This is a genomic window from Tahibacter amnicola, from assembly GCF_025398735.1.
Lineage (GTDB): Bacteria > Pseudomonadota > Gammaproteobacteria > Xanthomonadales > Rhodanobacteraceae > Tahibacter > Tahibacter amnicola.
Window position 1 is genome coordinate 1,953,655 of record NZ_CP104694.1, and the last position, 14,784, is coordinate 1,968,438.

9 protein-coding genes and 9 tRNA genes are annotated in these 14,784 nt (G+C 62.7%); 17 read left to right on the plus strand and 1 reads right to left on the minus strand.

Translation table 11 applies throughout. The annotated features are described in order from the left end of the window. The first annotated feature begins 52 nt into the window (after window positions 1-52). From alaS to N4264_RS08265, 17 genes are all read left to right on the plus strand, one after another. Window positions 53-2,686 (plus strand): alanine--tRNA ligase, encoded by a 2,634-nt coding sequence (alaS, locus tag N4264_RS08185; RefSeq protein ID WP_261696563.1) that lies wholly within the window; start codon window positions 53-55, stop codon window positions 2,684-2,686. Between the two features lie 279 nt (window positions 2,687-2,965). After that, a complete protein-coding gene (gene csrA / locus N4264_RS08190; protein ID WP_261696564.1) occupies window positions 2,966-3,166 on the plus strand; it encodes a carbon storage regulator CsrA in 201 nt (66 codons plus the stop codon). A gap of 82 nt (window positions 3,167-3,248) precedes the next feature. Continuing rightward, window positions 3,249-3,341 (plus strand) — tRNA-Ser (locus tag N4264_RS08195). A gap of 313 nt (window positions 3,342-3,654) precedes the next feature. Next, window positions 3,655-3,731, plus strand: a tRNA-Arg gene (locus N4264_RS08200). 172 nt (window positions 3,732-3,903) lie between these two features. After that, window positions 3,904-3,980, plus strand: a tRNA-Pro gene (locus N4264_RS08205). 21 nt (window positions 3,981-4,001) lie between these two features. Beyond that, window positions 4,002-4,078, plus strand: a tRNA-Arg gene (locus N4264_RS08210). 20 nt (window positions 4,079-4,098) lie between these two features. Continuing rightward, window positions 4,099-4,175: transfer RNA gene (locus N4264_RS08215), tRNA-His, on the plus strand. A 12-nt stretch (window positions 4,176-4,187) separates the two neighbouring features. Then, window positions 4,188-4,263 (plus strand) — tRNA-Lys (locus N4264_RS08220). A gap of 74 nt (window positions 4,264-4,337) precedes the next feature. Beyond that, window positions 4,338-4,422: transfer RNA gene (locus N4264_RS08225), tRNA-Leu, on the plus strand. Window positions 4,423-4,490: 68 nt separating this feature from the next. Beyond that, the gene (tig, locus tag N4264_RS08230) at window positions 4,491-5,789 is read left to right on the plus strand and encodes a trigger factor (RefSeq protein WP_261696565.1); all 1,299 of its coding nucleotides are present in this window, start codon (window positions 4,491-4,493) and stop codon (window positions 5,787-5,789) included. A 139-nt stretch (window positions 5,790-5,928) separates the two neighbouring features. After that, entirely contained in the window at window positions 5,929-6,561 is a 633-nt protein-coding gene (gene clpP, locus N4264_RS08235) for an ATP-dependent Clp endopeptidase proteolytic subunit ClpP (RefSeq protein ID WP_261696566.1), read from the plus strand. A 123-nt stretch (window positions 6,562-6,684) separates the two neighbouring features. After that, window positions 6,685-7,965 (plus strand): ATP-dependent Clp protease ATP-binding subunit ClpX, encoded by a 1,281-nt coding sequence (clpX, locus tag N4264_RS08240; RefSeq protein ID WP_261696567.1) that lies wholly within the window; start codon window positions 6,685-6,687, stop codon window positions 7,963-7,965. A 340-nt stretch (window positions 7,966-8,305) separates the two neighbouring features. Next, entirely contained in the window at window positions 8,306-10,774 is a 2,469-nt protein-coding gene (gene lon / locus N4264_RS08245; protein ID WP_261696568.1) for an endopeptidase La, read from the plus strand. A gap of 311 nt (window positions 10,775-11,085) precedes the next feature. Further along, window positions 11,086-11,358: a non-specific DNA-binding protein Hbs gene (locus N4264_RS08250; RefSeq protein WP_261696569.1), complete on the plus strand. Its 273-nt coding sequence runs from the start codon at window positions 11,086-11,088 to the stop codon at window positions 11,356-11,358. Window positions 11,359-11,371: 13 nt separating this feature from the next. Beyond that, window positions 11,372-11,446, plus strand: a tRNA-Val gene (locus N4264_RS08255). A 7-nt stretch (window positions 11,447-11,453) separates the two neighbouring features. Continuing rightward, window positions 11,454-11,530, plus strand: a tRNA-Asp gene (locus N4264_RS08260). A 144-nt stretch (window positions 11,531-11,674) separates the two neighbouring features. Continuing rightward, a complete protein-coding gene (locus N4264_RS08265) occupies window positions 11,675-13,588 on the plus strand; it encodes a SurA N-terminal domain-containing protein (RefSeq protein ID WP_261696570.1) in 1,914 nt (637 codons plus the stop codon). Window positions 13,589-13,728: 140 nt separating this feature from the next. On the opposite strand, the gene N4264_RS08270 is transcribed toward N4264_RS08265, so the two are convergent. Next, complete coding sequence (locus N4264_RS08270; RefSeq protein ID WP_261696571.1) at window positions 13,729-14,514, minus strand: enoyl-ACP reductase FabI; 786 nt, start codon at window positions 14,512-14,514, stop codon at window positions 13,729-13,731. Window positions 14,515-14,784: the final 270 nt, after the last annotated feature.

The following is a 14,784-nucleotide window of genomic DNA, read 5'->3' on the forward strand; positions in this document are numbered from 1 at the left end:
CGGGTCGTTCGGTCGTCGCGTCTGCCATTTTCCGCATTCGAACGACGACTCAATGAAGACCAGCGCCGAGATCCGCCAGAGTTTCCTGGAGTTCTTCAAAAGCAAAGGGCACGAGATCGTGCCGTCCAGCCCTCTTGTCCCGGGCAACGACCCCACCCTGCTGTTCACCAACGCGGGCATGGTCCAGTTCAAGGACGTGTTCCTGGGCTCCGAAAAGCGCAGCTACACGCGTGCCGTTTCGTCCCAACGCTGCGTGCGCGCCGGCGGAAAGCACAATGACCTCGACCAGGTCGGCTACACCGCGCGCCATCACACCTTCTTCGAGATGCTGGGCAATTTCAGCTTCGGCGACTACTTCAAGCGCGACGCGATCGTCTATGCGTGGGAGTTGCTCACGGACGTCTGGAAGCTGCCCAAAGACCGGCTACTGGTCACGATCTACCATACGGACGACGAGGCTTTTGATATCTGGCATCGCGAAGTGGGCCTGCCGGCGGATCGCATCATCCGCATCGGCGACAACAAGGGCGCGCCGTACGCTTCGGACAACTTCTGGCAGATGGCTGACACCGGCCCCTGCGGTCCCTGCACCGAGATTTTCTACGACCACGGACCGCATATCCCGGGTGGCCCCCCCGGATCGCCCGACGAAGACGGCGATCGCTTTATTGAAATTTGGAATAACGTTTTCATGCAGTTCGATCGCGCGGCGGACGGCACCCTGTCGCCGCTGCCGGCGCCCTGCGTCGACACGGGCATGGGCCTGGAGCGCGTCTCCGCGGTGCTCCAGCACGTGCATTCCAACTACGAGATCGACCTGTTCCAGCACCTGATCAAGGCCGCTGCGGCGCTGACCAACACCGCGGACCTGGAAAACAAGTCCCTGCGTGTCATCGCCGACCATATCCGCGCCTGCAGCTTTCTGATCGTTGACGGCGTGCTGCCGTCGAACGAAGGTCGCGGGTACGTGCTCCGCCGCATCATCCGGCGTGCCCTGCGTCACGGCTACATGCTCGGCGTTCGCGGTCTATTCTTCCACCGCATGGTCGAGGCGCTCGTGGCGCAGATGGGCGGGGCTTACCCGGAGCTGGTGGAAAAACGCGATCTGGTCGAGCGCGCACTGCGCAGCGAAGAGGAGCGTTTCGGCGAGACGCTCGAGCAGGGCATGAAGCTTTTCGAAGGCGTCGCGGCCAACAGCCAGGGCGTGATCCCGGGCGAGGAAGCCTTCCGCCTGTACGACACCTATGGATTCCCGGTTGACCTCACGGCCGACGTGGCGCGCGAACGTGGCCTGTCGGTTGACATGGCCGGCTTCGACGCGGCCATGCAGAAACAGCGCGAAATGGCGCAGCAGGGAAGCAAGTTCCAGGCGGCGGTAACGCTGTCTGCGGAAGCGATCCAGCAGCTGCCGCCGACCCGTTTCACCGGCTACGAACAGCTGGACAGCGCAGATCTTCCGCTCGTCGGTATCGTGCGCGGGTCGCGCCTGGTGGACGAACTGGGCGACGGTGAAGAGGCCACGCTTATCCTCGAAAACACGCCGTTCTACGCCGAATCCGGCGGCCAGGTCGGCGACACCGGCACGCTCGAAACGGACTACGGCCGTTTCGTGGTGCGCGACACGGTGAAGATCGCCGGCACATTCCACGGCCACGTCGGCCGCTGGGAGGGCAAGACCCTGCGCGTCGGCGCGACGGTGCGCGGCAGTGTCGACAGCGCCCGCCGCCAGGCCACCATCCTGAATCATTCGGCGACCCACCTGCTGCACGCAGCATTGCGCCAGGTGCTGGGTACGCATGTGCAGCAGAAGGGGTCGCTCGTCGCGCCCGACCGTCTGCGCTTCGACTTCTCGCATTTCCAGGCCATGACCGCCGACGAGCTGCGCCAGGTCGAGGATCTGGTCAATGCGCAGATCCGGCGGAATAACGCGGCCGACGTGCGCAACATGCCCTACAAGGACGCGCTGGACTTCGGCGCGATGGCCCTGTTCGGCGAGAAATACGGCGAACACGTCCGCGTGCTGAAGTTCGGCGAATTCTCTACCGAGCTGTGCGGTGGCACGCACGTGGGCCGCACGGGTGACATCGGCCTGTTCAAGATCCTGGGTGAAAGCGGCGTCGCTGCGGGCGTCCGCCGCGTCGAGGGCGTCACCGGCGCCGGAGCGCTGGCGCACGTGCGCGAAGACGAGCGACGCCTGGCCGAGGTGGCGCACCTGCTGTCCGCCGGTGGTGGCGAGGTCGTCGACAAGTTGCGGCAAGTGTTCGAACGCCAGAAAAAGCTGGAGCGCGAACTGGAGTCGCTCAAGGCCAAGGCGGCTGGCGCGGCGACCAGCGAGCTGGCCGAGTCCGCGCCGGAAATCGGTGGCGTGAAGCTGGTGGCGGCCCGTATTGACGGCCTGGACGCGAAGGGTTTGCGCGAGGGCGTCGACCAGATCAAGGCAAGGCTGCCCGAATGTATCGTCCTTCTGGCATCCGGCAGCGATGGCAAGATCGCCCTTGTCGCGGGGGTTCAGGGGGCCGCGCAGGCCAAGGTGAAGGCCGGAGACCTGGTCGGGCATGTCGCCCGCCAGATCGGCGGGAAGGGCGGCGGGCGGCCGGACATGGCGCAGGGCGGCGGCGAAGATCGGCCGGAACTGCCGCAGATCCTCGCTGGTTTGCAAGGGTGGGTTGCGGAGCGTTTGGCATAAGCGGGCGTGCTACACGACGAAGGTCACGGCTAGCTTCAATTGCGTGGCCCCGGGGGCTCCGTTAGTATCGGGCGAGGTGCCTACCCGCCAATAAAAGCTATTTAAGACCGGTAGACACTCGAGGTTGGTCGCATGCCGTCGTGGATGGGCGGCAGGCGGTCAAAAAGGGGAGGGCCGCGAGATCAGCCGATGGCGCTGTTCGATGGTCCGATGTTTTGCACCCGCGGTTGTGCGGGTGCCAGGATGAAGGGCCGGGACAGAGGCGAAAGGAGACGAACGATGCTGATTCTGACTCGCCGGGTCGGAGAGACCCTGATGATTGGGGACGAAGTGACTGTGACCGTCCTCGGGGTAAAGGGAAACCAGGTGCGAATCGGCATCAACGCCCCGAAAGACGTGGCTGTCCATCGCGAAGAGATTTACCAGCGCATCAAGCGCGAGCAAGACCCGGGTGTCAGCACCGGCGGAACGGAACCCTGATTCGGGCTTTACCCGAAGCGATCAAATCGCTATTCTTCCGCGCCTCGTCGACGGCACCTGCTGACGACGGGACCGAAAATCCGGAGAGATGCCCGAGAGGCCGAAGGGGCTCCCCTGCTAAGGGAGTATAGGGTCAAAAGCTCTATCGAGGGTTCGAATCCCTCTCTCTCCGCCAGTTTCGCGAATGAAAAAGGACCGCCAGGTCCTTTTTTGTTGCCGGGCTCCAGGTGGTGCGCAAGCACCTGGCGTCTCTGCCGCAAGCGTGGCAGGCGACGACAGTGTGGCGGGTACACCTGGTGAAATGGATAGAAGTTGTATTGTGGTAATGGTTGCGGGTGCCGGGCTGTTTCGGTGGTTCGAAAAAATCTTCGAAAACCTATTGACGACCCGCCCTGATATCCGAATAATTCCGCTTCTCGTCGGCGGGGTAATGCAGGCGAGGCGACGCAAGGGATGCGATCGCAGTTGCAGGGAAGGCACGATTCAGCGCGCCCGTAGCTCAGTTGGATAGAGTACCAGGCTACGAACTTGGTGGTCGGAGGTTCGAATCCTTCCGGGCGCGCCACTTAATTCGGGGGTGCTTCGGCACCCTTTTGTTTGGCGGCGGGGTCTTGTATCCGGTCGTGCGAAGGTTGGTTGGCTTCGCCGGTTTGGCGCAACGGATTGACGCTACCGGCGAGCACCCGTAACATTTCCCTCCTTTGGGAAAGCCACGGGTGACAGAGGTCTGGAACGAGCGGGGTATAGCTCAGCCTGGTAGAGCGCCAGCTTTGGGAGCTGGATGTCGAGAGTTCGAATCCCTCTACCCCGACCAGCGTGCGATTTGCCAGTGACTGCGCCTGTAGCTCAACCGGATAGAGCATCGGCCTTCTAAGCCGACGGTTGCAGGTTCGAGTCCTGTCGGGCGCGCCAAAGCGATCGTTAGTTTTGCGGTGGATGTAGCTCAGCCGGTTAGAGCATCGGATTGTGATTCCGAGGGTCGCGGGTTCGAATCCCGTCTTCCACCCCAGTTGTTTTTTGTGGGCCGTTAGCTCAATTGGTAGAGCAGCAGACTCTTAATCTGTTGGTTCGGGGTTCGAGTCCCTGACGGCCCACCACCCTCCCTCGTTCGTTCCTCACGTGGCCTTCCGCAAAGTAGACGAAACCGTGGTCCATCCGGGTCTGGGTCGTTGCGAGAGTGGCGGAATTGGTAGACGCGCTGGATTTAGGTTCCAGTGGGGTAACCCGTGAGAGTTCGAGTCTCTCCTTTCGCACCAAGAGAATTCGTGGCCGCACGCCTCGCGAAGAGGCATAGTCGCGGCTCATGGCCGTTCGAGGAGCAAGCATGCAAGTTTCCGTAGAAAACGTGGGCACGCTCGAGCGCAAGCTCACCATTCGCGTGCCGTCTGACCAGCTGGACAACCAGGTGCGTTCGCGCATCGCCGAGATGGGCCGCAGCGTCCATCTGAAGGGTTTCCGTCCCGGCAAGGTGCCGCCCAAGGTGATCGAACAGCGCTTCGGCGCGCAGATCCGCGGCGAAGCCATGTCGGAGCTGATCCGTACGACCCTGTCGGAAGCCATCGAAGCGCAGAAGCTGCGCCCGGCCATGCCGCCGTCGGTCGCGACGACCGGCGAAGCGAGCAACGGCGAGATCGAATACACCGCCACCTTCGAAGTGATTCCGGAGATCGGCAAGGTGGATGTCAGCGCGCTGGAGATCAATCGCGCCGCGGCCGAGGTCACCGACGCCGATGTCGACGTCATGATCGACACGCTGCGCATGCAGCGCCGCACCTGGAACCCGGTCGACCGTCCGGCACAGGCCGGCGACATGGTCATGTTCGAGTTCACGGCGTCGGCCGGTGACTCGCGCTACCCGCCCGAAGGCGTGGACCGCGTCGGTACCATCATCGGTTCCAACGCGCTCTTCAAAGATCTGGAAGACGCCCTCGTCGGCCTCAAGGCCGGCGACGAGAAGGCTGCCAAGCTGACCTTCCCGGCCGACTTCCGCAACGAACAGCTCGCGGGCAAGGCCGCTGACACGACCATCAAGGCCGTGCGCGTGCAGGAGCCGCAGCTGCCGACCCTCGACGACACCTTCTTCGCCAGTTTCGGCGTGCCGGAAGGCGGCCTGGAAAAGTTCCGCGCTGACGTCAAGGCCAACCTCGAGCGCGAGCTCAAGGGCACCCTCCTGGCCCGCCTGAAGACCGAAGTGGTCGACAAGCTGGTCGCGGCGTATGCCAGCCTCGAACTGCCCAAGGGCATGATCGACGCCGAGGCCCGCGCGCTGGCGCGCCAGGCCGAGAACAATGCCCGTCAGCAGGGCCAGAACGCGTCGGTTTCGCCGGACGCTTACCTGGAAGTGGCCCGTCGCCGCGTCGCGGCCGGTCTGCTGCTGGGCGAAGTGGCCCGCCAGAACGAATTGCGCCTGGATTCCCGTCGGGTCGCCGAAACGCTGAACCTGATCGCCTCGACGTACGAAGAGCCGCAACAGGTCGTTGAACTTTACAACCGCGACCCCCAATTGATGAGCGCTCTCCAGAGCCGCGTGATCGAAGACCAGGTGGCCGAGTGGATTGCCGACCACGCCAAGGTGGTCGAGCAGAAGCTCAGCTTCAACGAAGTCATGCGACCGGCGGCCTGAGAAACGGACCTGAGGGCGGCAGTAAGCCGCCCTCATTTTTCGTATCGTAGGCACATGGCCCCGTCCGGTGCGGGGGTGGCGAGCCCGGCCGTTCAGAGTTGCCCTTGGCCAGGGCAGTAGGCGCATTTCGGAGTGAACCATGTCCAAAGGTTTCGAACCGGTCCGCAGTCTCAACCTCGTGCCGATGGTGGTCGAGCAGACCTCCCGTGGCGAGCGGGCCTATGACATTTATTCGCGCCTGCTCAAGGAGCGCGTGATCTTCCTGGTGGGCCCGATCGACGACTACATGGCGAATGTGGTCGTGGCCCAGTTGCTGTTCCTGGAGTCGGAAAACCCGGACAAGGACATCAACCTCTACATCAACAGCCCCGGTGGTTCCGTCACGGCGGGCCTGGCCATCTACGACACCATGCAGTTCCTCAAGCCGGATGTGAGCACCATGTGCATCGGCCAGGCGGCCAGCATGGGTGCATTGCTGCTGACCTCCGGTACCAGGGGCAAGCGCTTCGCACTGCCCAATTCGCGCGTCATGATCCACCAGCCGCTCGGCGGCTTCAGCGGTCAGGCCTCGGATATCGACATCCACGCCCGCGAAATCCTCACTATCCGCCAGCGCCTCAACGAGATCATGGCCCGTCACACCGGCCAGCCGATCGAGTCGATCGCGCGCGACACGGATCGTGACAATTTCATGAGCAGCGCGGATGCGCAGAAGTATGGCCTGATTGATGCAGTCCTTGAGAAGCGTCCGGTTGACAGCATCAAGTCCTGACCGCACCTCCGTACAGCAGCGACTGTTTCTGGAGATTGGCTCTCGTTCCCGCGGCTTGCGCCCCGGGCGCGACGGGCTCTATTCTCCCTTTCGAGTTAGTTTTTCGGGTTTTCGAGGCACAGCATGACTGAGGACCGGCAAGGCCGTTCGGGCGACAGCGGCAAGATTCTTTACTGCTCGTTCTGCGGCAAGAGTCAACACGAGGTCCGCAAGCTGATCGCCGGTCCCTCGGTGTTCATCTGCGACGAGTGCGTCGAACTCTGCAATGACATCATCCGCGAGGAGCTTGAGGAGAAGGCCGCCAGCGCGCGCAGCCATCTGCCCAAGCCCCGCGAGATCATGGACGTGCTGGACCAGTACGTCATCGGCCAGACCCGCGCCAAGAAAACCTTGGCCGTGGCCGTCTACAACCACTACAAGCGCCTGGAAACCCGGCAGAAGAGCGACGAGGTCGAGCTGGCCAAGTCCAACATCCTGCTGGTCGGTCCGACGGGCTCGGGCAAGACGCTCCTGGCGGAAACGCTGGCGCGCCTGCTCAATGTGCCCTTCACGATCGCCGATGCGACGACGCTCACCGAGGCCGGCTATGTCGGCGAGGACGTCGAGAACATCATCCAGAAGCTCCTGCAGAAGTGCGACTACGACGTCGAAAAGGCCCAGACGGGTATCGTCTATATCGACGAGATCGACAAGATTTCGCGCAAGAGCGAAAACCCGTCGATTACGCGCGATGTCTCCGGCGAAGGCGTGCAGCAGGCCCTGCTCAAGCTGATCGAGGGTACCGTGGCGTCCGTGCCCCCGCAGGGTGGCCGCAAGCATCCTCAGCAGGAGTTCCTGCAGGTTGACACGCGCAATATCCTGTTCATCTGCGGCGGTGCATTCGCGGGCCTGGAGAAGATCATCCAGCAGCGCGGCGAATCCATCGGCATCGGTTTCAGTGCCGACGTGCGCAGCAAGAAGCAGACAAACTCGGTAGGCAAGGTTCTGGCTGATGTTGAACCGGAAGATCTCGTCAAATTCGGCCTAATCCCCGAATTTGTGGGCCGTTTGCCGGTGTTCGCCACGCTCGAGGAGCTCGACGAAACAGCGCTGGTCAAGATCCTGACCGAGCCCAAGAACGCCATCGTCAAGCAATTCAAGAAGTTGTTCGAGATGGAAAGCGCCGAGCTGGAGTTCCGCCCCGATGCCCTCACGGCTATCGCGCGCAAGGCCCTCAAGCGCAAGACCGGTGCCCGTGGCCTGCGGACCATTCTTGAGCAGGTTCTGCTGGAAACCATGTACGAGCTGCCGTCCCTGGAGCACGTCAGCAAGGTCGTCGTGGACGAGGCGGTCATCAACGGCCAGGCCGAGCCCTACCTCATCTACCGCGGCAATCTGCAGACGCGCGCAGCGGCTGCCGAATAAGCGGTTCTCGTACTACCGACCGACGGCGGCCTGCATGGGCCGCCGTTGCTGTTCTGGCGGGTGCCGATGCGACGCGAGTCCGGTCCGTTTGCTCATATGGCCGAGTTCGATTTGCCGATCCGGGCAAAGCGCGCTATCTGCATCCACTGCGATGCAATCCTTCGCAAACATTTCCGCCGGCTGCGATAAAGTGGCAGCACGCTCGTGATCTGAGTCGGTGGTTCCCCGGATGCCCGGCACTTGCATTGATTGATGCCGGCCGCACTTGACGCAGTCAAAGCCTGCGCTCAGGCTGCCACTATGTTCTTCGGCCGCATGGCCGTTGCCAGGAAGCCCTTCCATGGACAAGACCGAAAAGTCTCCCTCCGCTTCGAGTACGCAACCCATCGAATTGCCCGTGCTGCCGCTGCGCGACGTCGTCGTGTATCCGCACATGGTGATTCCGCTGTTTGTGGGTCGCGAGAAATCCATCCGTGCGCTCGACCTGGCCATGGAAGGCGACAAGCAGATTCTGCTGGTCGCCCAGCGTAGCCCGGATGTCGACGATCCGCGCGACGCGGATCTGTATTCTGTTGGCACGGTGGCGTCCGTTCTGCAGCTGCTGAAGCTGCCGGACAGCACCATCAAGGTATTGGTCGAAGGGGCTTCGCGCGCCGAGATCGTCAAGTTCGGCGAGCGGGACGGCGTGATGGTGGGCCATGTGCGCCCGCTGGAACCGGTCTATACGCGGACCGAGCGCGAGCTCGAAGTCGTATCGCGCTCACTGGTCTCGACGTTCGAGCAATTCGTCAAGCTCAACCGCAAGATTCCGCAGGAGCTGCTCGCTACGCTCGCCGGCATTGAAGACCCGAGCCGACTGGCCGACACCATCGCGGCGCACCTGGCGATCCGCCTGGCCGACAAGCAGCGTCTTCTGGAAATGACCGACGTGGGCGACCGCTTCGAAGCCCTGATGGGCTTCGTGGACGGTGAGATCGACGTCCAGCAGATCGAAAAGCGCATCCGCGGCCGCGTGAAGTCGCAGATGGAGAAGAGCCAGCGCGAGTACTACCTCAACGAACAGATGAAGGCCATCCAGAAGGAATTGGGTGACCTGGAAGAAACTCCCAACGAGCTGGACGAGCTGGCGCGCAAGATTGCCGACGCCGGCATGCCCAAGCCTGTGGAAACCAAGGCCAAGACCGAGCTCAACAAGCTCAAGCAGATGTCGCCGATGTCAGCCGAGGCGACCGTGGTACGCAACTACGTCGACTGGCTGGTCGGCGCGCCCTGGAAGAAGCGCACCAAGGTGCGCAAGGATCTCAAAGCCGCGCAGGACGTCCTCGATGCGGATCACTTTGGCCTTGAGAAGGTCAAGGAACGCATCCTGGAATACCTCGCCGTGCAGCAGCGCGTGAACAAGATGAAGGGGCCTATCCTCTGCCTCGTCGGCCCGCCGGGCGTGGGCAAGACGTCGCTGGGCCAGTCGATCGCCAAGGCCACCAATCGCAAGTTCGTGCGCATGTCGCTCGGTGGCGTGCGTGACGAGGCGGAGATTCGTGGCCATCGCCGTACCTACATCGGTTCGATGCCGGGTCGCATCATCCAGAACATGTCCAAGGTCGGGACGCGCAATCCGCTGTTCGTACTGGACGAAATCGACAAGATGTCGATGGATTTCCGCGGCGATCCGTCGTCGGCGCTGCTGGAAGTGCTCGATCCCGAGCAGAACACGGCATTCAACGATCATTATCTGGAAGTGGATTTTGACCTGTCCGAGGTCATGTGGATCGCAACTGCCAATTCCTTGAATATTCCGGCGCCTTTGCTGGATCGAATGGAAGTGATCCGGATTCCCGGTTATACCGAGGAAGAGAAAATCAATATCGCCACCCGCTACCTGTTGCCGAAACAAACCAAGGCAAATGGCCTGCGTCCGGAAGAAATCGCGATGGACGAATCCGCCATCCGCGACATCATTCGGCATTACACGCGGGAATCGGGCGTGCGCAATCTCGAGCGCGAAATTTCCAAGTGCTGCCGCAAGGTGGTGAAGGAGCTGTCGCTGGCCGAGGGCAAGCCCAAGAAGGGCAAGTCCAAGGCGAAGCCGCAGTCGGTGAAGATCACCCCGGAAAACCTCGACCAGTACCTGGGCGTCCAGCGGTTTACGTTTGGCCGGGCAGAGCTGCAGAACGAAGTAGGCCTGGTCACCGGCCTGGCGTGGACCCAGGTGGGCGGCGACCTGCTCAGCATTGAAGCGACCGTGGTTCCGGGCAAGGGCAAGCTGATCCACACGGGCCAGCTGGGCGATGTCATGCAGGAATCCATCCACGCTGCTCTGAGCGTGGTGCGTGCACGCGCCGACCGGCTTGGCGTGGATCCGGAGTTCCACCAGAAGTACGACATCCATATCCACGTGCCGGAAGGTGCCACGCCGAAAGATGGCCCCAGTGCGGGCATCGCAATGTGCACCGCGCTCGTGTCGGCTTTGACCAAGGTGCCGGTGCGCTCCGAGGTGGCGATGACCGGCGAAATCACGCTGCGCGGCCGCGTGCTGCCGATCGGCGGGCTGAAGGAAAAGCTGCTTGCGGCCCATCGTGGCGGTATCACTACCGTCATCATTCCGGAAGAAAACAAGAAAGACCTTGTGGATATTCCGAAAAATGTCACTTCTTCGCTCGACATTCACGCGGTGCGCTGGATCGATGAAGTGCTCGACATCGCGTTGGAGCGTCCGCTGGGCCCGGCGCAGCAGGCGGCCGAGGGCGAACCCGCAAAGGAAGTGAAGCGGGATGAGGGTGAAGAACCGGCACCCGTGCGACCGCACTGAAGCAGGGCGTTGATCGACCCTTCGAACGCCGGCATTCGCCGGCGTTCGCACGTCTGTCCGCAGGAAATCCTCGCAGCGCGAAAATGACGGCAAAATACCGGGAAATAACGCCCTAAATGCCGCCCTGGCTCGTGTTGCGTGGGCCAAATGCCGCTGGTATAAAGACCCGGACGTGGTCCGAGTGACTGCAATGGTCCGGGCGATCACGGGGTTTGCGAGCCGCGCCGAACGCTGGATATTCCGGTACCAGCGGCATGGCCGTCTCGCCAAAAAGCGTGCGTTGCGGGTCGCAGTTTCCGAGAGGGAGTCAAATGAATAAAGCAGAATTCGTGGGCGCGGTCGCCGACGCCGCGGAACTAACGAAAGCCGACGCCGCGCGGGCTGTCGATGCGGTGGTCGAAGTCGTCAAAAAGGCGTTGAAGAAAGGCGACACGGTCGCTCTCGTCGGGTTCGGCACTTTTTCCGTGCGCAAGCGTGCCGCACGTACCGGCCGCAATCCGCAGACGGGCCAGACGATCAAGATCAAGGCATCGAAGAATCCGGCTTTCAAAGCTGGCAAAGCGCTCAAGGATGCCCTAAACTAATCGGCTCACGCGAGGGTGCTTAGCTCAGCGGTAGAGCGTCGCCCTTACAAGGCGAGGGTCGGGGGTTCGAAACCCTCAGCACCCACCAATGCCGTGGAGTGGTAGTTCAGTCGGTTAGAATATCGGCCTGTCACGCCGAGGGTCGCGGGTTCGAGTCCCGTCCACTCCGCCATGATCCAAGGGCGCCGTACCAGGCGCCCTTTTTTCTGTCCGGTATCGCGTTCTCGCGACGTGGTGCCGGTTGTGGTAGCGCCAGGTCGGCGCAAGGTGCGGCGTGACGACGCTGCATCGCGACAATTCAGCTTAGGCAAACCCCATGCTGCAAGCATTGCGAGAAAAAAGCTCCGGCTTGATTGCGAAGATCGTCCTGGGTCTCCTGATCTTCGTTTTCAGCTTCTTCGGTATCGAGTCGTACTTCCAGAGTACCCAGGAATCGTGGGTGGCGAAGGTCGGCAAGACGGAGATCACGCCCGAACAGTACCGCGACGCGCTGGACACCGAGCGCAATCGCATCACCAGCATGATGGGCGGCCAGGTCGACGGCGCGATGTTCGAGCGTCCCGAGCACAAGCGCCGCGTGCTGGAAGGTCTGATCACGCGCCAACTGGTGCTGCAGGCCAACGAAGATCTCGGCATTGTCGTCGCTGACCAACGCATCCGCGAACAGATCCAGGATGTGCCTGCCTTCCAGGAGGACGGCAAGTTCAGCGCCCAGCGTTACACCACCTGGCTGGCCTCGCAGGGCAAGACGACGCGCTGGCTCGAAGAGCGGATCCGCGAAGACCTGGCCACCAGCGACCTGCCGGGCCAGATCATGGCCTCGGCTGTCATCACGCCGCGCGAAATCGACAACCACATCCGCCTGCGCGACCAGACACGCGATCTGCGGCACGTCGTTCTGCCCAAGCCGGCCGCCGACTCGGTCAAGATCGAGGACGCGGCGGTCGAGGACTACTACAAGTCCCACGGCAGCGAATTCATGACCGAAGAGCAGGTCGCACTCGACTACGTCGAAATCGATGCGGCCAAACTGAACGTCGATGCCACGCCGGATGATGCGCAGCTCAAGGATCGCTACGAGAAGGAAAAGGCCCGTTTCCTCAGCCCGGAACAGCGCCTGGTATCGCACATCCTCGTCGTGTCCAAGGGCGGTGACGCCGAAGCGCAGAAGAAGGCGCTGGCCAAGGCGCAGGATCTCCTCAAGCAGGTGCGTGACGGCAAGGCGTTTGCCGACGTTGCCAAGGCCTCGACCGAAGACCTCGGCTCCAAGGCGCAGGGCGGTGACCTGGGCTGGCTCGAGAAGGGTGTTGCCGAGCCCGCGTTCGATGCCGTCGCCTTCGAGATGAAGAAGGGCGATATCTCCGAGCCGGTGCTGACCGGCGAGGGCTATCACATCATCCAGCTGCGCGATATCCGCGAAAAGAAGGAAAAGCCCTTCGAGGAAGTGAAGGCCGAGCTGGCCAAGGAATTCATCGAAACGGAACGCGATCGCGTGTTCAACGATATCGCCGGCAAGGCGACGGATGTGGCGTACTCCGACGCCGGCACGCTCGAGACCACGGCGAAGGTGGCCAATACGACGGTGCAGAAGGTGCCGCTGTTCTCGCGCCGTGGCGGTACGGGTATTGCGGCCAACCCGGCGGTGATCAAGGCGGCGTTTTCCAACCAGCTCCTGGTCGAAGGCGTCAATTCCGATGGCATCGACCTGTCGCCGACCCACAAGGTTTTCATCCGCGTCGCCGATCACAAGCGTCCGGAGCAGAAGCCGCTCGATGTGGTACGTGAGGAAATTCGCGCCAAGCTGACCCGCGAAGCACTCGCCAAGCAGGCGAAGGACGCGGCCGACGCCGTGCTGGCCCGCGTGAAGAAGGGCGACACCCTCGATGCGGTGGCTGCCGAATCCAAGCTCAAGGTCGAAACCAACAAGGGTGTTGGCCGCCAGGCCGCCAATCTCGACAGCGCCCTGGTCGCCGCGGCGTTCAAGTTGCCGCGCCCTGCCGAGGGTAAGTCGGAGGCCGGCACTGTGGCCCTTCCGGACAACGCCTATGCGGTGATCGTGGTCGACGCGGTGACGGATGGTGATGTCGCCAAGGTCGATGACGCCGGTCGCGAATCCGTGCGTACGCAGCTGCAGAACGAAGTGGCCGCGGTGGAAGCCCGTGCCTTCATCGAGACGCTGCGCAAGGCCACGACGATTGAGATTTCGGAAGAGCGCCTGACGACGCAGTAAGCGCAATGCCAGATGGGTCATCAAAAAAGGGCTGCGAAAGCAGCCCTTTTTGTTTGTGCGCCCGGCGACGAAAGGGGGTGTCCCGAGTCCGGGCAACAAAGAGGGGCGGACGCCCTTCCTTGTTGGTGTGGCGGGCCGGCTTATCCGATACCGGTCATGCCCAGCGTGTTGTAGCCGGCATCGACGTAGGTGACCTCGCCCGTCACGCCGGAAGCCAGGTCCGAGCACAGGAACGCGGCGACATTGCCCACTTCGTCGATCGTCACGCTGCGGCGCAGTGGCGCGTAGTCCTCGACGTGGTCGAGCATCTTGCGGAAGTTGGCGATGCCCGCCGCAGCCAGCGTCTTGATCGGACCGGCCGAGATGGCGTTGACGCGGGTGGACTCGGGGCCGAGGTTATAGGCGAGGTAGCGTACGCAGGCCTCCAGGCTGGCCTTGGCCAGGCCCATGACGTTGTAGTTCGCCAGGGCGCGCTCGGCTCCCAGGTAGCTCAAGGTCAGGATGGAGCCGTTGCGCCCTTGCATCATCGGGCGGGCGGCCTTGGCCAGGGCCGCCAGCGAGTAGCTGGAGATGTCGTGTGCGATGGCGAAGTTTTCGCGGGTGAGGCCGTCGAGGAATTCACCGGCGAGGGCTTCGCGCGGCGCGAAGCCGACCGAGTGCACGAGGATGTCGAAACCGTCCCAGTGCTTTCCGAGTTCGTCGAACAGAGTCGCGATCTGGGCGTCTTCAGCGACGTCGCAGGGGAGCACGATATTGCTGCCGAAGGAGTTGGCCGCCTCGTCCACGCGATCGCGCAGACGGTCGTTCTGATAGGTAAAGGCCAGTTGTGCCCCTTCGCGATGCATGGCGTTGGCGATACCCCAGGCGATGGAACGCTGGCTGGCAATGCCGACGATCAGCGCACGCTTTCCGTGCAAGAAACCCATGAAACCTCCCAATGCGGTTATCGGTCGCGGGCGTGCCGGTACGGCGTCCTCCGAAGGGAGCAGGCCCAGGCAGACCCGTAAATCAGTCGTACCCCGGCGATGGAGTTGCCGAGTCGTTCGATACCGTAGCGCAGGGAGGCGCCTGGGGCGCAGCCCGCCACGGCGGGGCGAAAGTGTACCGGTTTGATCCGCGCCCTGCGCGTCAGGACGCGGGCGCCATCCGCCGGCGAAGGTGGGGCCGGCGGAACTACGGCAGGTCAGAACGCAATA